The sequence below is a fragment of the Pseudomonas sp. KCJK8993 genome, assembly GCF_046230915.1.
GTDB classification, from domain to species: Bacteria; Pseudomonadota; Gammaproteobacteria; order Pseudomonadales; family Pseudomonadaceae; genus Aquipseudomonas; species Aquipseudomonas piscis.
This window is the reverse complement of record NZ_JBJJLO010000102.1, coordinates 1-24,201: the sequence shown is the minus strand read 5'-3', so window position 1 is coordinate 24,201 and position 24,201 is coordinate 1. Positions and strand designations below refer to the sequence as shown.

Genomic DNA, 24,201 nt, shown 5'->3' with positions numbered 1-24,201 from the left:
ACTCGGCCTTCCCAGGGGGCGGGTGAATCAAGATCACCAGCGTACGGCGCGCCCTACCGGGCGGCGCATCGCGGGTGTGGGGTGTGCGTGTTTGACATCGCTTCGTGTAGCCGTTGCCGCAGGCTGCGCACGGGCGCGCAGTGGCCGCTGGGTCTTGAATGCGTTGAAGGTCCTTCGGCCCTTGTCGCAGCCTCGCTTTGGCTCGACAGCGGCTACAGGCCGCTTTGTGTAGCCGCTGCCGCAGGCTGCGCACGGGTGCGCAGCGGCCGCCTGGATCTTGAATCCACCGAAGACTTTTTGGCCTTTTCGCTGCCTTCGACAGGCTCAAAACCTATCCAAATCTCTTTCTTTTGTAAGGGGTTTCCGAGAGACTTCCTGGCGCTTGCGGGTGAGCACTCTGCTCACTAGTCTCGGTTCGTCACTGACCCTCAGTGATCGGGTTTAGCAGCCCGATACCAAGACTCGTAAGCATCGTCGTCAGCCCGGTTGGTTATCTACCTGCTGGGCTTTGTTATGGCGGCTGTGCGTGGGGCACCCTCGGGTGCGCCGGGTTCCTTGGACCGGTCTGCTAACCCGCGTACAGCTGCCACCCTCACGTTTAGCAGCGTCGGGTGATAGCTCAACTCCAAGGAGCTACACCATGAAAAAGCTCGTCCCCGATCCACCCGTTTTCTCTTCTGTTTCACGTCGCAACCCGGAGCATGACCGGGCCAACGAGGTGATTCTCCATGCGCTGGTGAACACCCGTACCGGTTCGCTGATCCGGACGCTGAAACCCACGGTCGCCGCGCCTGTGGGTCGCGATTCGTTGTTCAACGTCCGCTCCGGTATCAGTGCCGAGGAGGCCCTGGTCCATGTGTCCATGTTGCTCAAGGCTGCCGAGGAGGTGTCCGATGAGATCACCGAGCAGGCCAGCGGCGTCGAGCGTGGGTTGATCTGGTCCCTGGTGCATTCGGTGGAGATGGCGCGCGGCGTGGTGGATGCCTTGCTCGATGGCCATCGTCTTTCCCCTGACTGATACGCATCACCTGTGGCGAGGGAGCGTGCTCCCGCTGGGGCGCTTTCTCGCCCCAGTGCCCAGTGTTCGACTTCATCAGCGGGACGCCTTGGAGAGCCCGGAATCTGCCGGCCAAGATCTTCAGTCATGGGCTCGTGGGCAGCTCGCCATAACCTTTGCTTTACCTTGGCCTTGTGCCCGCAAACCCTGGCACCAGTAGGGGCTGCTTGCTGTTTGCCGGGGCTTGGTGCGTGCCTTCATGCCCTCTATTTGAACTTCCAATACGCCATGGACGAACAATCGGACATTGCTTATAACCGCTAGCGCTCAATGGACGATGCAGCAGGCGGTTGTATTTCATGGAAGACATCCACTCCGCGACTCTAGAAACAACGCTTCATGGCAAACGCGCTCGAAGGCCAGGCTTGTCGCGTCGTGCCGCGAACAAGGGCTGGCACACCGCCCAAGACATCTCGCTGCTGGCGCAGTTGGCGGCGCTGCTGCATGACTTGGGCAAGGCCAGCCGGGCCTTCCAGCAGAAGCTGCGGCGCCGCGGCCTGGCACACAACCTGTATCGCCATGAGTGGGTATCGCTGCGGCTGTTCCTGGCCTTTGTCGGGACGGACGATGACCCTGCCTGGCTCCGGCGCTTGGCCTCGCCCAGTGCCGAGGATGATCAGGCTTGGCTGGCTGCCGGGCGGTTTCAGCGGGACGGGCTCGATGCCACGACGCCGCCATTCAAGCAGCTCGCGCCCTTGGCGGCTGCCGTGGCTTGGCTGGTGGTCAGCCATCATCGCTTGCCGACGCTGCCCAGCTGGAACGAGGCCGGTGATGGCGAGCAGTCGTGGCTGGGCAAGAAGTCCGCGCGCTTCAATCCCGCGATGCTGGACAACCTGATCGAGGGCATCACCCACGAGTGGAACGAGTGCAGTCGTTCGGCGCCGCTCAACGAGGTCGAGGCGTTCTGGCAATTCGAGCACGGCCTGCCCGTGGTCTATCCCCAGTGGCGGGCCCAGGCGGCCAAGATCGCCCAGCGGTTGTGGGTGCTGCAGGCCAAACCCGGGCATAACGATTGGCTGGACAACCCTTATGTGATGCACCTGGCGCGGATGAGCCTGATGTTGGCTGATCATCACTATTCCAGCCTGCCGCCGGAGTCCAATCAGCGAGTCAGGGGCGATAACCAGGGCCTGGTGTTCGCCAATACCCATAGCGATGGCCAGCTCAAGCAGCCCCTGGATGAACACTTGCTCGGGGTTGCCCGCATGACCCGCAGCATCGTCCATGGCTTGCCCGATTTCGAGCGGCGCCTGCCGCGCTTGGCGCGTCATGCAGGCTTGCGCAAGCGCAGTGGCTCCGGGCGTTTTGCCTGGCAGGACCAGGCGGTGGATGCAGCGACCGGCTTGCGTGGCCAGTCGCAGCGACAAGGCGCCTTTATCGTCAACATGGCCTCTACCGGATGCGGCAAGACCCTGGCCAATGCACGGATCATGCATGCCCTGGCCGACCCCCAGGCCGGCATGCGTTGCACCTTCGCCCTGGGGCTGCGCAGCCTGACCTTGCAGACCGGCAACAGCTACCGCCAGCTACTGAACCTGGGCGACGACGGCCTGGCCATCCGGGTTGGCGGCTGCACCAGCCGGGCGTTGTTCGAGCATTACCAGGCCCGGGCCGAAGCCAGCGGTTCGGCTTCGACCCAGGCCCTGATCGAAGAAGACAGCCATGTGCGCTACGAGGGCTCGCTGGCCGCCCACGGCCTGTTGTCCAAGGTGGTGAACCAGCCCCAGATCACCGCGTTGCTCAATGCGCCCATGCTGGTCTGCACCATCGATCACTTGATGCCCGCCACCGAAGCGCAAAGGGCCGGGCGGCAGATTGCACCGATGTTGCGCTTGCTCAGCAGCGACCTGGTGCTCGATGAGCTGGATGATTTCGACCTGGCCGACCTGCCGGCCCTGACGCGCCTGGTGTACTGGGCGGGTTTGCTGGGCACGCGGGTGCTGTTGTCGTCGGCGACCCTGCCAGCGGCCCTGGTGCAGGGGATGTTCCAGGCCTATGGCGCCGGGCGCCGGCACTATCGGCGCAATCGTGGAGCGCTCGACACGCCTGATGAGATCCCGTGCCTGTGGGTCGATGAGTTCACGGCCCAGCCCTTCAACTGCCACGACGCCGAGACCTTCAGCCAACAGCATCGGACCTTCGTCGATCAGCGGGTGCAGGCGCTCGGGTGTATCGAGCCCAGGCGGCGTGGCGAACTGGTTGCCTTGAGCATGGGCGCGCAGCCAGTGGCGGACATACGCCGGACATTCGCCGAGCAGGTTCGAACCACGATGTTGCAGGCCCATGCCCGGCATGCCGAGGTGTGCCCGCACAGTGGCAAGCGCGTCAGTTTTGGCCTGGTGCGCATGGCCAATATCGAACCGCTGTTCGATGTGGCCCTGGCCCTGTTCGCCCTCGGTGCACCTGCCGGCCAGCGCATTCATCTGTGCGTCTACCACTCGCGGTTCCCGCTGCTGCTGCGCTCGGCCATCGAGGCGCAGTTGGACACCTGCCTGGACCGTCGCCAGCCGGGCGCGGTTTATGACCAACCACAGATCCGCCAGCTGCTCGACCAGTACCCCGAAGAGGAACATCTGTTCGTGGTCCTGGGTTCGCCGGTCACTGAAGTCGGGCGCGACCATGACTACGACTGGGCCGTGGTCGAACCCTCATCGATGCGTTCGCTGATCCAGCTGGCCGGGCGGGTACAGCGCCACCGCCAGCAGCCGTGCCGGCACGCCAATATTTTTATCTTCGATAGCAACCTGCGGCATTTCGAGCAGCCAGGAGCCGCAGCGTTCATCCGCCCTGGTTTCGAGCATGACAGCCGCCAGCCGGATCACCCCCTGCGCCTGGCCAGCCATCGCCTCGGGCAGCTGCTGGATCCGGCCGACTACCAGGAACTCAGCGCCCGCCCGCGCATCCAGCCCAGGGCCAGCCAGGCGTGGCGTCCACGGCACAACCTGGTGGACCTGGAGCAGGCGCGGCTCAGCGCACAGATGTTGCCCAAGGATCGCAGCCGCGCAGGCCAACCGGCCCCACGCGGGGTCAAGCCAGTGGTTTTCGATCTGGACGCGGCCTGTGCCTGGCAATACCCCAGGGCGGCCCTGACCTGGGCCTTGCCCCAGCACCAGCCTTTTCGTGAAAACACCATCAGGGAGACAGAGTTGCTGTGGTTGCCCGATGACGATGAAGAACGCTTGGTCTTGCACCGTATTCATGAGCAGCCCGGGTTTCGTACGCCAGACCTCTATCTGCCGACGTCTTCGTTGTTGCAGGAAATCGATCTGGAGGCACTTTCCGGCCCAGGCATCAGCCCGTGGGGGCGGCATGAGCTGTTGTCGCTGCTGGTCGAGCAGGCGGACATTCAAGGCCTGTCGTTGCGGGCCTGCGCCGAGCGCTTTACGGCGGTCAAGTTGAGCGACAGCACCAATGGCTGGCGCTTTCATCCGGTATTGGGGTTTGCTAGAAAGCGGTAGTGGCCAGGTGCCACTTGCAGCCGTTAGAGATGGGTCATCAAGCCGTATTTTCTACAGGGAGGAGACATGAACGAAGGATCGGATCAGTTACCGCGCATCCTGCTTTTCCGTAACGCCATCACGGCGTTCATCCAGGAACGGCGGGACGCAAAACTGAAAGGCGTTGAGGCCAGTGATGCGCTCAACGCCGCAAAATATGAATACGCCACCTGGCTCGCCGACGCGGCCCGTCGAGTAGGGCAGATCCAGGCCGTCACCCATGTGCTCAAGGCCACCCATCCCGACGCTCGCGGCAGCAGCCTGCATGTCGCTCCGCAAACATTGCCGCGGCACCGGGAAGTCGGCAGCCACATGCTGGGTAGCGACTACGCGCAGGACATCGTCGGCAACGCCTCCGCGCTGGATGTCTACAAGTTCCTCAGGCTGGAGGTGGATCAACGTCGGCTACTGGACTGGCTGCTGGAGGACGATGCCGACCTGTTGGCCGCCCTGAGCCCGGACCCGGCCCTGGCGCAAAGTTGGGCCGAAGCCTTCAAGGGCCTGGTTCGCCCCCATCAGACCTTGAGTTCCCACGCCATGGCCAAGCAGGTGTTCTGGTGCGTGTCGGGCGAGCCTGGCGACGATGCCGGTTTCGAACTGTTGCAACCGATGTTTCCCAGCAGCCTGGTCCATGCGGTCCATGCCGATATCAACGATGCACGTTTTGGGGAGCGCAACCAGGCGGCGCGCCAGGCCCGGCGCCAGCGTCAAGCCCACGACGGAATCTATCGCGACTATCCACAACTGGTGATACGCAAGCTCGGCGGGACCAAGCCGCAAAACATCAGCCAGCTCAACAGTGAGCGTGGCGGAGTGAATTACTTGCTGGCGTCCTTGCCCCCTAAATGGCGCCAGCAGCATCCGGGCAACCTGCTGCACCTGGAGTCGGTGTTCAGTCGCCTGCGGCGTTTCGAAGACATGGGCGAGCTGATCGAGGCCCTCTGCCTCCTGCTGCAAGCCGATCCGGCGCGCAGCCTGCGCACTCGGGCTCAACGTGAACGTATAGAGTGCGCCCTGGGCCGGGCGTTGGCGGCCTTTGGCCTGAGCTTGCGGGCCTCTTTACCTCCTGGTTGGAGCCGTGATCGGCACTGCCAGCTGCCGCTGTGCGAACAACTCTGGCTCGACCCGCAACGCGCGCAGTTGGCACCGGGTGATGACCACCAGGACGCGGACCAGGCCTTCGCTGCGGCCTTCGCCCAACGCCGTTGGCCGGACGAGATCGCCCAGCGTTTCGGCCACTGGTTGAATGCCATCCTGCTGCAACGGGGCCTGCCGGTGGGCGATACCGAACAGGCGCATTGGGCGCGGCAGGCGGTGGTCGATGCCGAGATCTCATGCGCTACCCATGAGGTGGCGGAACAGGAGGTGCGCCATGGCTGAGTGCCCACATTTCGAGCACCTGCTGGTCATCCCTCACCTGCAAGTACAGAACGCCAATAGCCTTTCCAGCCCGCTGACCCATGGCTTTCCGTCGATCACCGCCTTTCTCGGGCTGATGTGGGCCCTGGAACGCAAGACGGTCGATACGGGCCTGGATCTGCAATTCAACGCGGTGGGTGTGGTGGTCCACGATCACGAAGAACAGGTCACCGATGGTGATTTCGTCAACACCCTGCGCCTGACTCGCAATCCCCTCAATCGCGATGGCAGCACCGCCGCGATTGTCGAGGAAGGGCGGGTCCATCTGCGCATCAGCCTGGTATTCGCGGTCCAGAGCCAGGCCCTTGACGACAAGGAAAGTACCGTCGCCCGCCAAGTGCGGGAGCTCTTGCTGCAGATGCGTATTGCTGGCGGCAGCCTGATTCCCTCCCGTGCCCCCCAGGGCCAGCAACAGCCCTATTCGATCCCCATGACGGGGGATGAAGAGGCACGGGACGTGTTGTTCTACCAGGCCAAGTTGCGCCTGCTGCCGGGCTTCACCCTGGTGGAGCGCCAGGACCTGCTGGAGCAACGCCATCGCGATCTGCAAGCCAGGCAACCCGGGGCTTCGGTGTTGGACGCCTGGCTGTCGCTGTCACGGATCAACTGGTCCAGCGTGGCCCCCGGCGCAGACGAGGCAGCTCCAGGGCCGGTGCAGTGGCGCAACGACCGCGCCGACCTCGGCTGGCTGGTGCCGATCCCCGTGGGTTATGGCGCGCTCACCGCCTTGCAGGCGCCGGGCACGGTGGCCCGGGCTCGCGACTCGCAAACGGCCTTTCGCTTCGTGGAAAACCTCTATGGCATCGGGCAGTGGATCAGCCCACACCGTTTGCAATCGCCACAACAACTGCTCTGGTACGCCGACTCTCGCAGCGACCAGGGCCTGTACCGCTGCCGCAATGACTACCGCGCGCCATCGCTGGCGCACTTCGACTGATTGCAAAGGAGTTCGAACATGAGCAATGACGCCCTGAAAACCGCTTCGGTCCTGGCCTTCGAGCGCAAGCTGGACCCTTCCGATGCGCTGTTCCATGCCGGCGACTGGCAGTCGCGCAGTCAGTGGGAGCCCGTGGTGGTGCGGGAAAAATCCGTACGCGGAACCATTTCCAACCGACTCAAGGCCAAGGAGCTGGACCCAGCCAAGCTGGATGCCGCCATTGAAAGCCCCAATCTGCAAACTGTGGACGTGGCGACCCTGCCGCATGATGCCGACACCCTGCGGGTCAGCTTCACCCTGCGGGTGCTGGCCGGTACTGGCCAGCCTTCGGCCTGCAACGATTTCGCCTACCGGCAGAAACTGCTCGAGACTGTACAGGGGTATGTCCAGGCCAATGGCTTCGGCGAATTGGCCCACCGCTACGCCCATAACCTGGCTAACGGTCGCTTCCTGTGGCGCAACCGCATTGGCGCCGAGCAGGTCGAGGTGGAGGTCGAGCATCTGGTGGAGGGCCAGGCAGCGACGCAATGGCGCTTCGACAGCCTGAGCCTGTCCTTGCGTCAGTTCGACGCTGCCGGTGAGCAGGGCGAGGCCTTGCAGTCGTTGGCTGGCTTGATTGCCCGGGGCCTGGCCGGCGAACAGCATGTGCTGCTGCGCATCACGGCCTACGCGCGCATGGGCGCCGGGCAGGAAGTGTTCCCGTCCCAGGAGCTGATCCTGGACCGTGGGCGCGGAGACAAGAGCAAGACGCTGTACAGCGTGGGCAAGATCGCCGGCATCCACTCGCAGAAAGTCGGCAATGCCTTGCGCAGCATCGACACCTGGTACCAGGGCGCCGACAGCAACGGGCCGATCGCCGTGGAACCCTATGGCTCGGTGACCACCCAGGGCAAGGCCTATCGCCAGCCCCGCGGCAGCCAGGACGATTTCTACACCCTGCTGGACAGCTGGGTGCTCAAGGATCGAGTACCCGCGCTGGAACAGCAGCACTTCGTGATCGCCACCCTGATTCGCGGCGGCGTGTTCGGCGAGGCAGGTTGAGCCATGGACCATTACCTGGATTTGAAACTGCTGCCGGACCCGGAGTTTCCCGAGCCGCAGTTGATGAGCGCCTTGCTCAATAAATTCCATCGGGCCCTGCATGACCTGCGGCGCAACGATATCGGCATCAGCTTTCCCGATACCCGGCGGCCGATCAGGCACCTGGGCTCGCACCTGCGCATCCACGGCAATCGCCAGGCCCTGGACCAGTTGCTGGCCATCGATTGGCTGACCGGTATGCGTGACCATGTACAGATCGGCCAGCCCTGCTCGGTGCCGACGCCGGTGCAGCATCGCCATGTCAGCCGGGTACAGGTGGACAGCAGTCCGGCACGCCTGCGTCGCCGCCTGATCAAGCGCCATGGGTTGACCGAGGACGAAGCCCGCCAGCGCCTGCCCGACAGCGCGGCGAAACGTTGCGACCTGCCGTTCGCGGTGATGCGCAGCCAGACCAGCCATCAGCTGTTCAACCTGTTCATCCGCCACGGCCCGTTGCTCGAACAACCCCAGCCCGGCACGTTCAACGGCTATGGCCTGAGCTCCAGCGCGACAGTGCCCTGGTTCTGACCCTTTTTCCCGGGTGCCGTGGAGCGCTTTGTGAAATCAATGACTTACAAAGCGCTTCAGAAAAAGGGTGTACAGCAACCTTTAACGGCCTTTCTTTTGAAATTCAGGAGGTTATAGAGAAAGTGCTCTAGTTCACTGCCGTATAGGCAGCTAAGAAAATCCATTCGCCTGCACTGAGCATCATCAGTGAGTTCACTGCCGTATAGGCAGCTAAGAAATCTACACCCGCCCAGCCGAGAATCCAGGGACCGTTCACTGCCGTATAGGCAGCTAAGAAAGCGTCGAGCTGGCCGCCGATGACACCTATTCGGTTCACTGCCGTATAGGCAGCTAAGAAATTCGGGGTCCGGTGAATACGTGCAGCGCTTTGGTTCACTGCCGTATAGGCAGCTAAGAAATGTTGGCCTCAGATAGAAATCGAGGCCATAGGGTTCACTGCCGTATAGGCAGCTAAGAAAAAGTCAGCTGCTGGTCGGACGGTAATCACCAAGTTCACTGCCGTATAGGCAGCTAAGAAAGGTCCCTACTGGGTCCCTGCGGTAGTGCTTCAGTTCACTGCCGTATAGGCAGCTAAGAAAAGCATGAAGCAGATGTACCAGGTAGACGCCAGGTTCACTGCCGTATAGGCAGCTAAGAAAAGGCTGCGCTTGATGAAGGCATTGAGGCAGCTGTTCACTGCCGTATAGGCAGCTAAGAAATTGAGCAGCCCACCGATTTCTCCATCACGTTGGTTCACTGCCGTATAGGCAGCTAAGAAAAACGAGGTGCTGGCCCCGCATCCCCGCCAGCCGTTCACTGCCGTATAGGCAGCTAAGAAAACCGATGCAGCGGGCAAGCCCATCACCTTCCGGTTCACTGCCGTATAGGCAGCTAAGAAATACATGTGTCGCCCGCGCTTGTTCACTGCCTTATAGGCAGCTAAGAAAAGAGTCGTATTCTTCCTGGCCGAGATAGTCGCGTTCACTGCCGCACAGGCAGCTAAGAAACCAGTCCTTCAGCGTCCTTCGGTGCTGTTTATCTCGATTGCCGAACAGGCAGGCAACACACAATCCATCATCAATCCATCGGCACTCGTTACTGCCGTAGAGGCAGCTTGAGAGACCCGCTGCACCCGTCGCGGGCCGGCCTGGGACTCCCGGGCCGGGCGCGTCTTTGTCACATCCCCTTCATCGCCGCTGGCTAAGGTGGCCTCTTTTGACCATGTCAGGGAGTCACCATGAGCGAGTTCAACCTCGGCCGTCGACGGATCATGCAAATCGCCGGGGCGGGGCTGTTGCTGCCCAGCCTGGCGCCGGCGGTGATCGCTTCGGTCAAGGATCGGCCCAAGCTCACCGATGGCGTGCAGTCCGGGGACTTGCAGGGCGATCGGGCGATCATCTGGAGCCGCAGCGACCGCCCGGCGCGGATGGTGGTGGAGTGGGATACCCGCAGCATGTTCACCAACCCGCGGCGCCTGGTGTCGCCGCTGGCCGATGCCCGCACCGACTTCACCGCCCGGGTGGACCTGAGCGGGCTGCCGGTCAACCAGGCGATTTTTTATCGGGTGACCTTCGAGGACGCCCGCACCGGGGTGGCCAGCGAACCCTGGTTCGGCCACTTGCGCAGTGCCCCGAGCCAGCGCCGGGATATCCGTTTCGTCTGGAGCGGCGACACCGTCGGCCAGGGTTTCGGCATCAACCCGGACATCGGCGGCATGCGTATCTACGAGGCGATGCGCCTGCGCCTGCCGGACTTCTTTATCCACAGCGGCGACACCATCTACGCCGATGGCCCGGTGCCGGCTCAATTGACCACCGAGGGTGGGCGCATCTGGCGCAATATCACCACCGAGGCCAAGAGCAAGGTGGCCGAGACCCTGGACGAATATCGCGGCAACTATCGCTACAACCTGCTGGACGAGAACCTGCGCCGGTTCAACGCCGAGGTGCCGCAGATCTGGCAGTGGGACGACCACGAGGTGGTCAACAACTGGTCGCCGAGCAAGCAGCTGGACGAGCGCTACCTGGTCAAGGACATCCAGACCCTGGTGGGCCGTGCGCGCCAGGCCTGGCTGGAATATGCGCCGATGCGCCGGCAGAGCGCCGACGGTGGCGGGCGCATCTATCGCAAGCTCAGCTACGGGCCGTTGCTGGATGTGTTCGTGCTGGACATGCGCAGCTATCGCGGGCCCAACGACGACAACCTTGGCGGCGAGAAGCCGTTCCTCGGCCGTGAGCAACTGGACTGGCTCAAGCGCGAGCTCAAGGATTCCCAGGCGCAGTGGAAGGTGGTGGCGGCGGACATGCCCATCGGCCTGGGCGTGCCCGACGGCGAGGTCAGCCCCGGCGTGGCACGCTGGGAGGCGATCGCCAACGGCGACCCGGGCCCGGCCCAGGGCCGCGAGCTGGAGATCGCCGAGTTACTGGCCTACCTGCGCAAGCACCGGGTGCGCAACCATGTGTGGCTGACTGCCGACGTGCATTACTGCGCCGCCCACCACTACCACCCGGACCGGGCGGCGTTCCAGGATTTCGAGCCGTTCTGGGAGTTCGTCGCCGGCCCATTGAATGCCGGCAGCTTCGGGCCCAACGTGTTGGACAAGACCTTCGGCCCCGAGGTGGTGTTCCAGAAGGCGCCGCCGACCCAGAACGCCTCGCCGTTCGCCGGGTTCCAGTTCTTTGGCGAGGTGCAGATCGATGGCCAGACGGCGCAGATGAGCGTGATCCTGCGTGATCTCGATGGCGTGGCGGTGTTCGAGCGCACGCTGCAACCGGCCTGATGCACGCCTATGGCCCATGGGTAGGTCAGTAGACGTCGCGACGGTAGCGGCCTTGTTCGATCAGGCGCTCGACCTGTTCGGCGCCCAGCAGCTCGTTGAGCACCTGGTCCACCCCCGAGGCCATGCCTTGCAGGCTGCCGCAGATGTAGAGCGCGGCGCCGTCGTCGAGCCACTGTCGCAAGGTCGCGGCGGCTTCGCGCAGGCGATCCTGGACGTAGATCTTCTGTTCCTGATCGCGGGAGAAGGCCAGGTCCAGGCGACTCAGGTCGCCCCGGGCCAGCCATTCCTGCAGCTCGTCCTTGCAGTAGAAATCATGCTCGGCGTTGCGCTCGCCAAAGAGCAGCCAGTTGCGTTGCTGGCCCTCGGCGATCCGCGCCTTGAGCAGGCTGCGCAGCCCAGCCAGGCCGGTGCCGTTACCCAGCAGGATCAGCGGGCAGGGCTCGGCCGGCAGGTGGAAACCGCTGTTGCGGCGCACCCGCAGGCTGATGCTCGCGCCTACCTGGACGTGCTCGGTAAGCCAGCCGGAGCCGATGCCCAGGCTGCCGTCGGCGTGGCGTTCCTGGCGCACCAGCAGTTCCAGGCAGCCGTCGGCGGCGATCGAGGCGATGGAGTATTCGCGCGGGGTCAGCGGCACCAGCGCATCCACCAGGGCCTGGGCATGCAGGCCCACCAGGTGGGCGCGATTCTCCGGTAGCTGGCGGCTGCCCAGGGCCTGCTCCAGGCTCTCTTCCAGGCCGTCGAGCTGCACCGGGCTCTCGCCGGAAAGCCCCAGGCCCTCGAGGAAGTGCTCCACCTGCCAGGGGCAGTTGCGCGGCATGACTTCCACCAGGTCGCCGGCCAGCCAGCTGCTGGTGCCGGGCGGCTGCAGTTGCAGGAGGTAGACCCCGGAGCCGCTGCTCTCGGGGTTCAGCAGGCGGCGCTGGCTCAAGGTCCAGTTGGCGAAAGCCGGGGCCTGCCACAGGTCCACCGGGGCATGGCCGGTGAGCTGGCCCAGTTGTTGTTGCCAGTGGCGCAGGGCGTAGCTGTCGCCATTGTCGACTTCCACCGGGGTGAACAGGCTGCTGGCGCCCTGGTTCGACAGCCAGGTGTGCAGGCGCCGGGCGAAACCGCAGAACTGCGGGTACTGGCGGTCGCCCAGGCCCAGCACTGCGTATTCCAGGCCGTCGAGGGCCAGCTCGCGGCCCAGCAACTTGCGCTCGAAGCCCCGGGCGCTATCCGGGGCCTCGCCATCGCCGAAGGTGCTGACCACGAACAACGCCCGCTGGGCACTGCGCAGCTCCTGCTCGTCCAGGCTGGCCAGCGGGCGGACACGGGCGCCGATGCCGGCGGCCTGCAATTGCCCGGCGGTCTGCCAGGCCAGTCGTTCGGCGAAACCGCTCTGGCTGGCAAAGCCGATCAGCCAGCCGTGGGCATCGTCGCTGGCCTGTTCCAGGCCCTGGCGGGCGTCCTTGATCTGGCGCTTCTTGCGCCGGCGATCCAGGTACAGCAACCAGCCGGTGATGAAGAACAGCGGCATGCACAGCGAGGCCAGGGTCAGCACGATGCGCCCCACCAGGCCGAAGTAGCTGCCCACGTGCAGGGCGTAGACGCTGGTCAGCAATTGCGCCTTGAAGCGCTTGTCGGCGTAGCGCTCGTGCCGGCTGATGACGCCGGTGGCCGGGTCCAGGGTGATCTGGTTCAGGGCGCGCTCGTGGGGCGAGTCCTTGAGCAGGTAGAACACCGTCGCCGGCTGCCCGGCCACGGGCGGCATGCGCACGTTGTAGGCGCTAAGGTCCTTGCCGGCGGCGCTGTAGATGCTGCTCCACATAGCGTTGTAGTCGGCCACCGGGGCCGGGCCCTTGGCCGGCGGGCCGCCACGCCCGCCCCGGGCGCGCTCGCTGTGTGGCGAGTCGGACAGCAGGCGGGTCAGCCCCTTGCTGTACCACTCGTACGACCAGTACAAACCGGTGAGGGCGAACAAGAGGTAGAACAACAAGCACCAGGTGCCGAACACCGCGTGCAGGTCCCAGTTGAAGGCCCGGCCTTGCTTGGCCCAGTCCAGGGTCAGCCAGGTGCGCCAGCTGGCGACCTGGCGCGGCCAGCGCAGGTACAACCCGGACAGGCAGAAGAAGATCAGGATCAGGGTGCAGGCGCCGGTGATCTGCCGGCCGCTGTCGCCCATGGCCAGGAACCGGTGCAGTTGCAGCATGAAGTCGAAGAAGCCCTGGCCCACGGCCTCGCCGGTGAACTGGCCGGTGTAGGGGTCGAAGTAGCGCATCTGCCCACGGCGTTCCCCGAGCGGCGGGGTGTAGAACACCCGCGCGGCATTGCCGCTGTCGGTCTCGACCCAGAGCATGGACACGTCCTTGCCCTCGGCCGCCTGGAGCTTGGCCACCAGCTCGGCCGGCGGCAGGGTGCCGGCGGGCCGCTTGTCGACCTGCAGCACCGAGGGGTTGAGCGCGCGCAGGATCTCGTCCTCGAACGACACCGTGGCCCCGGTGATGCCCATCAAGGCCAGGACCAGCCCGGCGCTGATGCCGAAGAACCAGTGCAGCTGGAACAGGGTTTTCTTCAACACATCGACCGCCTTGTTCGTCCGAAGAGGTGAAACACGGCGCGCATTATGCCGTGTGTGAGCGAGAAGCATTCTTCTTTACAGGCAAAAGCCCCAGGCAGCGGGTGCCTGGGGCTTGGGCACCTGTGGCCGGGGCCACAGGGTGTCGCGGTGGATCAGAAGTGGAAGTTGGCACTCATCAGGGCGGTACGGCCCGGGGCCTGGTTGGCGAAGTGCGCCGCATAGGCCTTGTCGTAGTAGGTCTTGTCCGTCAGGTTCTGCACGTTCAGTTGCAGGTCGACGTTCTTGGTCAGCTTGTAGCTGGCCATGGCGTCGTAGCGGGTGTAGGACGGTACGTAGACAGTATTCGCGGGGTCGCCATACACGTCGTCGACATAGAAGGCACCGCCACCGACGGTGAACTTCGAGGTGACGTCGTAAGTTGTCCACAGGCTGAAGCTGTTCTTCGGCGTGTTGGGCATCTGGTTGCCTTTGTTGGAACCGGCGCTCACTACGCCGTTACGCCCGTTCAGGCCGGCATCCACCAGTTCGCTTTTCAAGTAGCTGTAGCCGGCGAAGACCTGCCATTTGTCGGTGATCTTGCCGCTGGCGCCCAGTTCGATACCGTCGACGCGGGATTCACCAGCGTTCTGGTAGGTCATGGAGTCCACCAGGATGCGAGTGTTCTTTTTCTCGGTACGGAACACCGCGGCGGTCAGCGAGAGGCGGTTGTTCAGTACGTCCCACTTGGTACCCAACTCGTAGTTGACGGTTTCCTCGGGCTTCAGGTCGCTGGTGGCCAGGCCTGCCGACAAGGGGTTGTCGGGGGCGCCATCGAGTACGCCACCGGCAGGGTTGGCCGAGGTGGCGTAGGAAGCGTAGATGCTGCCGTTATCAGCCGGTTTCCAGACCAGTCCGGCCTGCCAGTTCCAGAACTGGCTGTCACTCTTGATCTTGCTCCGGCCCTTGACCGCGTTGGTGTTGGCTTCAGTGTCGAAGGTGTCGTAGCGCACACCCAGGTTCAACAGCCATTGCGGATCCAGTTCGATGGTGTCGAAGGCATAGGCGGCACGGCTGGTGGCCTTGGTATTGGTGCCGTAGTAGTTGCGTTCGCTGGAGCCGGTCCAGTCGTCATTCGGGTTTGGATTGCCCAGGGATGTGCAGTTGCCGCCACTCGTCTTGCCAGGGGTGCAAGTGGGGTTGGAGTTGGGGGAAACGGTGTAGCTGCTCACCCGGGTTTCTTCGCCGGTGAACTCAAGACCGGTGGAGTAGTTGTGCTTGAAGCCCAGGGCATGGAACTCGCCAAACAGATCGGTCTGGTTGGTGGTGGTTTCCGTGGTCGATACCCGGCTGTTGGCGCGACGCCAGACGGTGCCGTACTTGTTGACGTTGAACTTGCTGTCGTCCGGCTGAGTGAGGATGTAGTCCTGGCCGGTGTTGCCATGACGCAGGGTATTTTTCAGCGTCATGTTGTCGTTCAGGTCATGCTCGATGGAGAGGGTGCTGATATCGGCGCGAGTCTTGCGAAAGTCCCGATGCTTTAGACCATAGAAGTTGTTGCTGTCGCCGCCGTCGGTGGGTTTGTCGTGACCGTGGGCGGTGGCGGTTGCCGAGCTGTAGCCGTAGGGAATGCCCGAGTCCGGCAGGTCGTCGCTTTCCATATGGTAGTAGCTGAGGTTGACCCGGGTAGGGCTGCCCAGGCCGAAGGTCAGGGAAGGTGCGACACCCCAGCGGTCGTAGTTGATGGAATCACGACCCGCGACGTTCTGCTCGTGGCTCATCAGGTTCAGACGGAACGCCGCGCCTTCGAGGAACTGGCGGTTGACGTCGAGGGTGTAGCGGCGAGTCTGGTCGGAGCCATAAGTGAAGCCGCCGTTGAGGAAGTCCTGCTGCTTGGGCTGCTTGCTCACCAGGTTCAGGCTGCCACCGGCCGAGCCACGTCCACCGAACGAGGAGTTCGGGCCCTTGCTGACTTCCACCGATTCGATATCGAAGATTTCGCGGCTTTGGCCGCCAGCGTCACGCACGCCATCCAGGAAGGTGTCGCTCTGGGCATCGAAACCACGAATGAACGGGCGGTCACCTTGCGGGTTGCCACCTTCACCAGCACCGAAGGTGATACCTGGAACGGTACGCAGTGCGTCTTGCAACGAGGTCGCCGCCGTGTCCTTGAGAACTTGCTGGGGAATGACAGTTACCGAACGAGGAGTATCCACCAGCGGCGCGGTGTACTTCTGCGAAGAAGCCTTTTCCACCTGGTAGGACGTCGCGTCCTGGGCCTCGCCAGTGATGCTGGTGGCTTCCAGGGCGATCGCTCCCGAGGCTTTCTTGCCGGTGTCCTCGGCGGCCTGGACCATGTGCGCGGCGGAGCCGGCGGTGATGGCGACGCCGATGGCCGATGCCAGCAGACGTGGCGAACTGACAGCGGATAATGGTGGTTGGCGTGTCATGTCTTGTCCCCTCCCCGAGGTTTTGAGGCCGCGGAATATAGGGGATGCGAGCATTCGTTATCAATTGCGAAATATTGCTATTCGCACTGAATTTACATTCTTTACAATTTATCTTTACGGTTTTTGCATTCCCATCCGTCCCGGGCGTTTTACACAGTCAATAAGAATCAATACCATTGCCGCACTTTCGGCTTCCAGGTACCTGGCCATGTTGCTGCACATCCCCGGCGTGTTCACCCGTGATGAGGTAGGGCGCATCCGCCGAGCCCTGGAGCAGGCGGATTGGGCGGACGGCAAGATCACCGCCGGCTACCAGTCGGCCAAGGCCAAGCACAACCTGCAACTGCCCGAGGGCCATCCGCTGGCCCGGGAGATCGGCGAGGCGATGCTCGAACGGTTATGGCAGAACCCGCTGTTCATGTCCGCCGCCTTGCCGCACAAGGTGTTCCCGCCGCTGTTCAACTGCTACACCGCGGGTGGCAGCTTCGACTTCCATATCGACAATGCCGTGCGCCAGCCCAAGGGCAGCGCCGAGCGGGTGCGCACCGACCTGTCCTCGACCCTGTTCTTCAGCGACCCGGAGGACTACGACGGCGGCGAGCTGGAGATCCAGGACACCTACGGCGTGCAGCGGGTCAAGCTGCCGGCCGGCGACCTGGTGCTGTACCCCGGCACCAGCCTGCACAAGGTCAACCCGGTGACCCGTGGCGCCCGCTACGCTTCGTTCTTCTGGACCCAGAGCCTGGTGCGCGAAGACAGCCAGCGGGCGCTGTTGTTCGAGATGGACGGGGCGATCCAGGAGCTGACCCGGGACCTGCCCGAACACCCATCGCTGATCCGCCTGACCGGCACCTACCACAACCTGCTGCGCCGCTGGGTCGAGGTCTAGGCCATGGCTTTTCGACTGCGCCGCGAGGAAAGCCTCGATGGCGGGCAACTGAGCGCCATGCTCGAAGAGAGCCCGGCCCGCGCCGCCCAGGCGATCCTGCTGGCCGCTGGCGAAGGCCTGGTGGACGCCCAGGCGCTGCTTGGGCAGATCCTGCTTGAGGGTCGCGGCATCGAGCAGGACCAGGCCCTGGCCCTGCGCTGGTTCGGCATCGCCGCCCAGCGCGGCCACCCGATGGCGCGCAACATGCTCGGCCGTTGTCATGAACACGGCTGGGGCTGCCCGGCGGACCCAGCCGTTGCTGCCGAGCATTACCGCCAGGCCGCGGCAGCCGGCCTGGACTGGGGCCTGTACAACTACGCCAACCTGCTGGCCACCGGTCGTGGCGTGCCCCAGGACCACGGTCGGGCCCTGGCTTGCTACCAGCGCGCCGCGCAACTGGGTCATGCCAAGTCGATGAACCTGCTGGGGCGTTATCTGGAAGAGGGGCTGGTTTGCCCGGCCGATCCCCAGGCGGCTCGGGATTGGTATCGTCGCTCGGCCGAGGGCGGTGACTTTCGTGGGCAGTTCAGTTACGCCGCGGTGCTGGCCGAGGCCGGGCGTGTTGGCGAAGCGGTGGAGTGGCTGCAACGGGCCCTGATCGGCGGCAACCTGAATTTCCTCCGGGTGGCCCGTGGCGCACTGCTCGATGCCCGCCATCCCGAGATCCGCCAGTTGGCCCTGGCCTATCACCAGCGTGCGGCGCAACTGGGTGATGAGCGGGATGCCGAGCGGCTGGCTGCCTTGATATGAATCACCATGATTCAAAGCTAATCGCTTTCAATCATTCTGATGCAGGTCTTGCCTCATGCCCGCGACAAAAGTGCTGACTGCACATATTCCTTTGGATCTGGCCAACAAGGTTGACCAGTTGGCCTCGCGCCTGGAGCGTTCGCGTGCTTGGATCGTCAAGCAGGCGCTGGTTGCCTGGGTAGACCAGGAGGAGGAGCGTCGGCGCCTGACTCTTGAGGCCCTGGCTGATGTGGATGCCGGTAGGGTTATCGATCACCAGGCTGTGCAGGCCTGGGCGCAGAGCTTGTCGGGTGATAGTCCTCTGCCGCTGCCGAAATGAGACAGCTGGATTGGACGAGCAAGGCGCTTTCCGAGCTGGCCCGTCTTTTCGAGTTTCTTGCCCAGGTCAATCGCTCCGCTGCCGCACTGACTGTCCAATCCCTGGTACAGGCCCCCGACACTCTTCTACATGACCCTCGATTGGGATAGCAGTTGGAAGAGTTCAGGCCACGGGATGTGCGACGTCTGCTGGTGGGGCGCTATGAGATGCGTTACGAGATTCAAGGCATGACCTTGTCCATCCTGCGTATCTGGCACGTCAGGGAAGATCGGTAAGCGCAGCCCACAAAAAAGCCCATGACTGCTCATGGGCTTTTACTTGCAGCTAAGCGCTTGCCGCTGCCTTTATACGTAATACGACTTCAGCGGTGGGAAGCCGTTGAACTCCACGGCGCTGTAGCTGGTGGTGTAGGCACCGGTGGAGAGCCAGTACAGGCGGTCGCCGATGGCCAGGTTCAGCGGCAGGCCGTACTTGTAGTTCTCGTACATGATGTCGGCGCTGTCGCAGGTCGGGCCGGCAATCACCACTTCTTCCACTTCGCCTTTCTTCTCGGTCCAGATCGGGAACTTGATGGACTCGTCCATGGTTTCGATCAGGCCGGAGAACTTGCCCACGTCGGTGTATACCCAGCGTTCCACGGCGGTGCGCGACTTGCGCGCCACCAGCACCACTTCGCTGACCAGGATGCCGGCGTTGGCGATCAGCGAACGACCCGGCTCGAGGATGATTTCCGGCAGGTCGTCGCCGAAGTCTTCCTTGAGGAAACGGATGATTTCCTCGGCGTAGGTTTCCAGGCTGTTGGTGCGGGTGATGTAGTTGGCCGGGAAGCCACCGCCCATGTTGATCAGCTTCAGTTCGATGCCGTCTTCTTCTTTAAGGCGCTCGAAGATCACCTTGACCTTGGCGATGGCGGCGTCCCAGACGCTGATGTCGCGCTGCTGGGAACCGACGTGGAACGACACGCCGTAAGGCACCAGGCCCAGGTCGCGGGCCAGGATCAAGAGGTCCATGGCCATGTCGGTCTGGCAGCCGAACTTGCGCGACAGCGGCCAGTCGGCGGTGGTGGAGCCTTCGGTGAGGATGCGCACGTAGACCTTGGAGCCCGGGGCGGCCTTGGCGATGTTGCGCAGGTCGGCTTCGGAGTCGGTGGCATACAGGCGCACGCCCTTCTCGTAGAAGTAGCGGATGTCCTTGGACTTCTTGATGGTGTTGCCGTAGCTGATGTTGGCTGGGTTGACGCCGCGGCCCAGCACCTTGTCCAGCTCGTAGATCGAGGCGATGTCGAAGCTCGAGCCTTTTTTGTGCAGCAGGTCGATGATCTCCACGGCCGGGTTGGCCTTGACCGCGTAGTAGACCTTGGCGAATTCGAACCCGGCGCGCAGGTCGTCGTAGGCCTGGGCGATCATCTGGGTATCGATCATCACGAACGGGGTTTCTTTCTGGTCGGCGAACGCCTTCATTTTCTGAAAGGTTTCGCGCGCGAAATAGTCTTCGACGTTAATCGACATGCGTTGGGAGCTCCTGATGGCAAACGTTGGTAATCAATGGGTGCATATGAACGTCCTCCGTATCCCCACTTTGGTTCGCCTACTTCCCAAGGCATGTCGCCGAAAGCAAAAAGGCCATGGGAAATCTGCCCTTGGCCTTGCTGTCTCGTCGTCAGTACTTGAGCCGGATGGATCGTTTCCAGCATGGACGTTCGGCGCGAACTTTAGGCGGTGAGGGGGCTGAGATCAACAAAAAATGTCGCGTTTTTGCACTTGTCTGACGTGCGTTGTCGGCCTGTCCTTTTGTAGCCGACACAGATGACGGGCCGATGTTCCCGAAGAATTCCCGAGTGTTAAAAATACCTGCACGTTCGCGGCTTTTGCGCGCCAACTGGCGATGAACTGCCGAAGGCGCCAACATCGGCGACGTTAGCGGCGAGAGGGCGGTGCAAGGGGGATTTTGGCTGTTTTGGGGCAGGTCGCCGGACAGCCGTCACCGGCGCGGCTGTTGATCTTTTTTTTCGGCGCGTGAAAGGGCCGGAAAACCTTGTGGCGAGGGCGCTTGCTCCCGCCAGCCTGCGCAGCAGTCCCACTTTTCTTGCAAAGAGGGGTCGCTCCACGGCCCGGCCCGGACAGTCGCCCTCGCCACAGGTTGGTTTTTGATCATTTATTGATCAGGCACTCACGGCCTCGGCCGGGGAGACGATGTTGGTCTTCATCCCGCGGGAGCGTCCCGAACTCAGATAGGCGGCGATGGACTCCTGGGTCACCTCGCCGAGGAACACCCTTTCGGCGTCCAGCACCGGCAGCCACGAGCGATTGAACTCGTACATGCGCGACAGCAGGATGCGCAAGTGCTCGTCATAGGCGGCGGTGGCGTTGAACTGGCGCAGGAACTGGCCGCAGGTGCCGCCCTGGCGGTGCAGGTCGCGTCGGCGCACGTAGCCCAGGGCCTTGTTCTGGACGCAGGTCACCACCACGTAGCGCCGGTCGTGCTCGTCCATCAGTTCCAGGGCCTCGGCCACCGGGGTGTCCGGGCTCACCGACGGCGCGTTGTCGGCCGCATCTTCGGCCTTGACCAGCAGCAGGCGCTTGAGGGTGCTGTCCTGGCCGACGAAGTGGCTGACGAAATCGTCCGCCGGATGGGCCAGCAGGGTGTCCGGGTGGTCGATCTGCAGCAGTTTGCCGGCGCGGAAGATGGCGATCTTGTCGCCCAGCTTGATGGCTTCGTCGATGTCGTGGCTGACCATGATCACGGTCTTGTTCAGCGCCCGCTGCATCTCGAAGAACTCGTTCTGGATCATCTCGCGGTTGATCGGGTCCACCGCGCCGAAGGGTTCGTCCATCAGCAGCAGCGGGGCCTCGGCGGCCAGGGCGCGGATCACCCCGATCCGCTGTTGCTGGCCGCCGGACAGCTCGCGTGGGTAGCGATGCAGGTACTGCTTGGGTTCGAGCTTGATCATGCTCATCAGCTCGCGGGCGCGGTCGTGGCACTTGTGCTTGTCCCAGCCCAGCAGGCGCGGCACCACGGTGATGTTTTCCTCGATGGTCATGTTGGGAAACAGGCCGATCTGCTGGATCACGTAGCCGATGTTGCGGCGCAGGGTCACTTCGTCCAGGCCGGTGGTGTCCTCGCCGTTGATCAGCACCTTGCCCGAGGTGGGCATGATCAGGCGGTTGATCATCTTCAGCGTGGTGCTCTTGCCGCAGCCGGAGGGGCCGAGGAATACGCAGATCTCGCCTTCGTTGACGGTCAGGCTGACCGAGTCGACGGCTTTGACATCCTTGCCGTTGCTGCGGAAGGTCTTGCTCAGGTTCTGTAGTTCGATCATTTCAGGGCTCCTAGTGGGCTCAATCCTTTTGGCGTCAGCGAACGTTGCAGCCATTGCAGAAGCAGGTCGGCCACGATGGCCAGGAGGCTGACCAGCACGGCGCCGACGATCAGCATCGACATGTCGCTGCGGCTGATGGAGGCCAGGATCAGCACCCCCAGGCCGCCGGCGCCGATGGTGGCGGCGATGGTCATGACGCCGATGTTCATCACCACCGCGGTGCGTACTCCGGCGAGGATCACCGGCACCGCGATCGGCAACTCGACCATGCGCAGGCGCTGGCCGAAGGTCATGCCGATGCCCCGGGCGGCCTCGCGGATGCCCGGTTCGACGCCGGTCAGCGCCAGGTAGGTGTTGCGCATGATCGGCAACAGGGAATAAAGGAACACCGCGGTAATGGCCGGCAGCGGCCCCAGGCCCTGGCCGAACGTGGAGTAGAACGGCAGCAGCAGGCCGAACAGGGCGATGGACGGGATGGTCAGCAGCACCGTGGCGCTGGCCTGCAAGGGGCCGGCGAGGCTGGGGAAGCGGGTCATCAGCACGCCCAGGGGCACGCCAAAGACGATGGCCAGGGTGACGGCGATGCCCACCAGGGTGATGTGCTGCCAGGTCAGGTGCAGGACCTGGGCCCAATCGAGATGGGAAAAGGCGTTGAAAAACTCCATGTCTTCTCCTCTTTAGTTGAGCGGGTGCCGGCGCAGGAAATCTGCGGCGACGGCGGAGGGGCTTTCATGGTCGACGTCGACCCGCGCGTTCAGCTGGCGCATGGTTTCGTCGTCGAACAGCGCCGCCAGCGGCTCGAGTTCGGCGGCCAGTTGCGGGTGGGCGTCGAGGTAGGCCTGGCGCACCACGGGAGCGGCGGTGTAGTCCGGGAAGTAGTGCTTGTCGTCCTCCAGCAACTTGAGCTTGAAGGCGCTGAGGCGTCCGTCGGTGGTGTAGACCAGGCCGGCAAACACCTGGCCATTGCGCAGGGCGGTGTAGACCAGGCCGGCGTCCATCTGCCGGGTGTTCTTGCGGGTCAGGGCCATGTCATACAGCTTGACCATCCCGGCCATGCCGTCGGAACGGTTGGCGAACTCGGTGTCCAGGGCCACCAGGCGGTTTTCCCGGGTGTTTTCGGCCAGGGCCCGGGTCAGGTCGCTGATGCTGTTGATCCGTGGATGTTCCTTGGCCACGTTTTCCGGCAGCGCCAGGGCGTAGGTGTTGCTGAACTTGGACGGCGACAACCAGACCAGGCCTTTTTTCGCGTCGAGTGCTTTCACCCGGGCGTAGGACTGCTGCTTGTCGAGCTTCTCGTCGATGTGGTTGTAGGCCACCAGCGACACCCCGGTGTATTCCCAGATCAGGTCCAGTTGGCCGCTTTCCTGGGCGCTGCGCGCCAGGTTGCTGCCCAGGCCGCCGATGACGCGGGTGTCGTAGCCCTTGCTGCGCAGGTACTGGGAGGTGATTTCCGCCAGCAGGGTCTGTTCGGTGAAGACCCGGGCGCCGATGCGGATCAGCGGTTTTTCCGCGGCGTGGGCCAGTGCGCTGAAAAGCAGGACGCAGCCGAGTATCAGGCTCAATTTCTTCATGTCGGTTCCTTGTCTCTGACGGGCTTAGGACGGGCGCAGGCCGCGTTCCAGCCAGAGGCGGCTGGCCAGGGTCACCAGGCCGTCCAGAAGCAGCGCCAGCAAGGCGGTGCAGGCGGCGCCGAGCAGCAGCTGCGGCTGGTTGTTCAGGGCGATGCCGGGGAAGATCAGGCTGCCCAGGCTGTTGGCGCCGATCAGGAAGGCCAGGGGCGCGGTGCCGACGTTGATCGCCAGGGCTACCCGCACGCCGCCGACGATGATCGGCACGGCATTGGGCAATTCGACTTTCCACAGCACCTGGCGCGGGGTCATGCCGATGCCGGTGGCGGCTTCCTTGAGCGAGCCCTGGACGTTCTTCAGGCCTTCATAGGTGTTGCGCACGATGGGTAGCAGGGAGGCCAGGAACAGGGCGAAGATCGCCGGCCCGCTGCCGATGCCGAGGACCCCGAGGGCAATGGCCAGGACGGCCAGGGGAGGGATGGTATTACCGATGTTGAACACTTGCATGAAGCGTTCGGCGCGCCTGGCCATGGCGGGGCGGCTGAGGAGGATGCCGGCGGGAATGCCGACCAGCAGGGCGGCGCACATGGACGCCAGGACCAGGAACAGATGAGCTTGCAGGTAGAACAGTAGATCGTCGCGGTAGTGTTCGATCGTCTTGATGCCGATCCAGTGGACCAGCAGGGCCAGGAGGGCAATGACCGCAACCCCTCCTATCAGCCCTTTGCCATAGCGAATAGCCACGGGCGGACTCCTTCTTCTTATCGGTCGGCGGGCGCTTTCCCCTGTGGCAGGGCCGTGGCCGACTGCCGGGAAGTCCCCGCGAAAAGCAGTTCGTCGAGTGCCGGCAGGGCGGCGGCGAACGAACCATGAGCGCAGCTTCGTCAAGCTAACTTGCTGATATTCCAGGCTTCTGACGAGCGCCTGGCAGGGAAGTGGACGTCTCCACCTTTTAAAAGGTTCCATAGTCGGCGGCGTTTGGCCAGCCTTGGGGCGCGAGGGTGTGATTGGGAGTGTGGAATCTAACGGGTTCCAGAGTGATGGCCGGATTACGAACG

General features: G+C 63.5%; 17 protein-coding genes, 1 pseudogene and 1 CRISPR repeat array. Of the genes and pseudogenes, 11 read left to right on the top strand and 7 right to left on the bottom strand.

Annotation, left to right across the window (positions count from 1 at the left end):
- Positions 1-640: 640 nt before the first annotated feature.
- From ACK6AU_RS25025 to ACK6AU_RS24995, 7 genes are all read left to right on the top strand, one after another.
- Positions 641-1,018 (top strand): hypothetical protein, encoded by a 378-nt coding sequence (locus tag ACK6AU_RS25025; protein WP_409302061.1) that lies wholly within the window; start codon positions 641-643, stop codon positions 1,016-1,018.
- A 404-nt stretch (positions 1,019-1,422) separates the two neighbouring features.
- A complete protein-coding gene (gene cas3f / locus ACK6AU_RS25020) occupies positions 1,423-4,515 on the top strand; it encodes a type I-F CRISPR-associated helicase Cas3f (protein WP_409302059.1) in 3,093 nt (1,030 codons plus the stop codon).
- A gap of 66 nt (positions 4,516-4,581) precedes the next feature.
- Positions 4,582-5,934: a type I-F CRISPR-associated protein Csy1 gene (gene csy1, locus ACK6AU_RS25015; protein ID WP_409302057.1), complete on the top strand. Its 1,353-nt coding sequence runs from the start codon at positions 4,582-4,584 to the stop codon at positions 5,932-5,934.
- Entirely contained in the window at positions 5,927-6,910 is a 984-nt protein-coding gene (gene csy2, locus ACK6AU_RS25010; RefSeq protein ID WP_409302055.1) for a type I-F CRISPR-associated protein Csy2, read from the top strand. Before csy1 ends, csy2 begins: the two co-directional genes overlap by 8 nt.
- An 18-nt stretch (positions 6,911-6,928) precedes the next feature.
- On the top strand, positions 6,929-7,951 hold the full coding sequence (gene csy3, locus ACK6AU_RS25005; protein ID WP_409302053.1) for a type I-F CRISPR-associated protein Csy3: 1,023 nt from the start codon (positions 6,929-6,931) through the stop codon (positions 7,949-7,951).
- 3 nt (positions 7,952-7,954) lie between these two features.
- Positions 7,955-8,518 carry a type I-F CRISPR-associated endoribonuclease Cas6/Csy4 gene (gene cas6f, locus ACK6AU_RS25000; protein ID WP_185699076.1) on the top strand — a complete coding sequence of 188 codons (564 nt, stop codon included), beginning with the start codon at positions 7,955-7,957 and terminating at the stop codon, positions 8,516-8,518.
- A 130-nt stretch (positions 8,519-8,648) separates the two neighbouring features.
- A CRISPR array of direct repeats spans positions 8,649-9,504; the repeat unit is 28 nt; unit sequence GTTCACTGCCGTATAGGCAGCTAAGAAA.
- A gap of 230 nt (positions 9,505-9,734) precedes the next feature.
- Positions 9,735-11,276, top strand: coding sequence for an alkaline phosphatase (locus tag ACK6AU_RS24995; RefSeq protein WP_185699077.1), 1,542 nt, complete (start codon positions 9,735-9,737; stop codon positions 11,274-11,276).
- A gap of 25 nt (positions 11,277-11,301) precedes the next feature.
- Here the strand turns inward: ACK6AU_RS24995 and ACK6AU_RS24990 are convergent, their stop codons facing one another.
- A complete protein-coding gene (locus tag ACK6AU_RS24990; protein ID WP_409302050.1) occupies positions 11,302-13,833 on the bottom strand; it encodes a PepSY domain-containing protein in 2,532 nt (843 codons plus the stop codon).
- A gap of 152 nt (positions 13,834-13,985) precedes the next feature.
- Positions 13,986-16,259 (bottom strand): TonB-dependent receptor, encoded by a 2,274-nt coding sequence (locus ACK6AU_RS24985; protein WP_409302048.1) that lies wholly within the window; start codon positions 16,257-16,259, stop codon positions 13,986-13,988.
- Positions 16,260-16,467: 208 nt separating this feature from the next.
- Between ACK6AU_RS24985 and ACK6AU_RS24980 the strand changes: the two genes are divergently transcribed.
- From ACK6AU_RS24980 to ACK6AU_RS24965, 4 genes and pseudogenes are all read left to right on the top strand, one after another.
- The gene (locus ACK6AU_RS24980) at positions 16,468-17,148 is read left to right on the top strand and encodes a Fe2+-dependent dioxygenase (protein WP_185699080.1); all 681 of its coding nucleotides are present in this window, start codon (positions 16,468-16,470) and stop codon (positions 17,146-17,148) included.
- Positions 17,149-17,151: 3 nt separating this feature from the next.
- A complete protein-coding gene (locus tag ACK6AU_RS24975) occupies positions 17,152-17,937 on the top strand; it encodes a tetratricopeptide repeat protein (protein WP_409302046.1) in 786 nt (261 codons plus the stop codon).
- Positions 17,938-17,992: 55 nt separating this feature from the next.
- Positions 17,993-18,256 carry a CopG family ribbon-helix-helix protein gene (locus tag ACK6AU_RS24970; protein ID WP_085596340.1) on the top strand — a complete coding sequence of 88 codons (264 nt, stop codon included), beginning with the start codon at positions 17,993-17,995 and terminating at the stop codon, positions 18,254-18,256.
- Positions 18,253-18,531, top strand: a pseudogene (locus ACK6AU_RS24965) (type II toxin-antitoxin system RelE/ParE family toxin). The gene ACK6AU_RS24970 and the pseudogene ACK6AU_RS24965 overlap by 4 nt, the downstream one beginning before the upstream one ends.
- Positions 18,532-18,600: 69 nt before the next feature.
- Here the strand turns inward: ACK6AU_RS24965 and ACK6AU_RS24960 are convergent.
- The 5 genes from ACK6AU_RS24960 to ACK6AU_RS24940 all read right to left on the bottom strand — a co-directional run bounded on the left by ACK6AU_RS24960 (position 18,601) and on the right by ACK6AU_RS24940 (position 23,887).
- A complete protein-coding gene (locus ACK6AU_RS24960; RefSeq protein WP_185699083.1) occupies positions 18,601-19,764 on the bottom strand; it encodes a type III PLP-dependent enzyme in 1,164 nt (387 codons plus the stop codon).
- Positions 19,765-20,417: 653 nt separating this feature from the next.
- Complete coding sequence (locus ACK6AU_RS24955; RefSeq protein WP_185699084.1) at positions 20,418-21,575, bottom strand: betaine/proline/choline family ABC transporter ATP-binding protein; 1,158 nt, start codon at positions 21,573-21,575, stop codon at positions 20,418-20,420.
- A complete protein-coding gene (locus ACK6AU_RS24950) occupies positions 21,572-22,240 on the bottom strand; it encodes an ABC transporter permease (RefSeq protein WP_185699085.1) in 669 nt (222 codons plus the stop codon). The genes ACK6AU_RS24955 and ACK6AU_RS24950 overlap by 4 nt, the downstream gene beginning before the upstream one ends.
- 12 nt (positions 22,241-22,252) lie before the next feature.
- Positions 22,253-23,146, bottom strand: a complete 894-nt coding sequence (locus ACK6AU_RS24945) for a glycine betaine ABC transporter substrate-binding protein (protein ID WP_185699086.1) — start codon at positions 23,144-23,146, stop codon at positions 22,253-22,255.
- Between the two features lie 24 nt (positions 23,147-23,170).
- On the bottom strand, positions 23,171-23,887 hold the full coding sequence (locus tag ACK6AU_RS24940; RefSeq protein ID WP_409302042.1) for an ABC transporter permease: 717 nt from the start codon (positions 23,885-23,887) through the stop codon (positions 23,171-23,173).
- Positions 23,888-24,201: the final 314 nt, after the last annotated feature.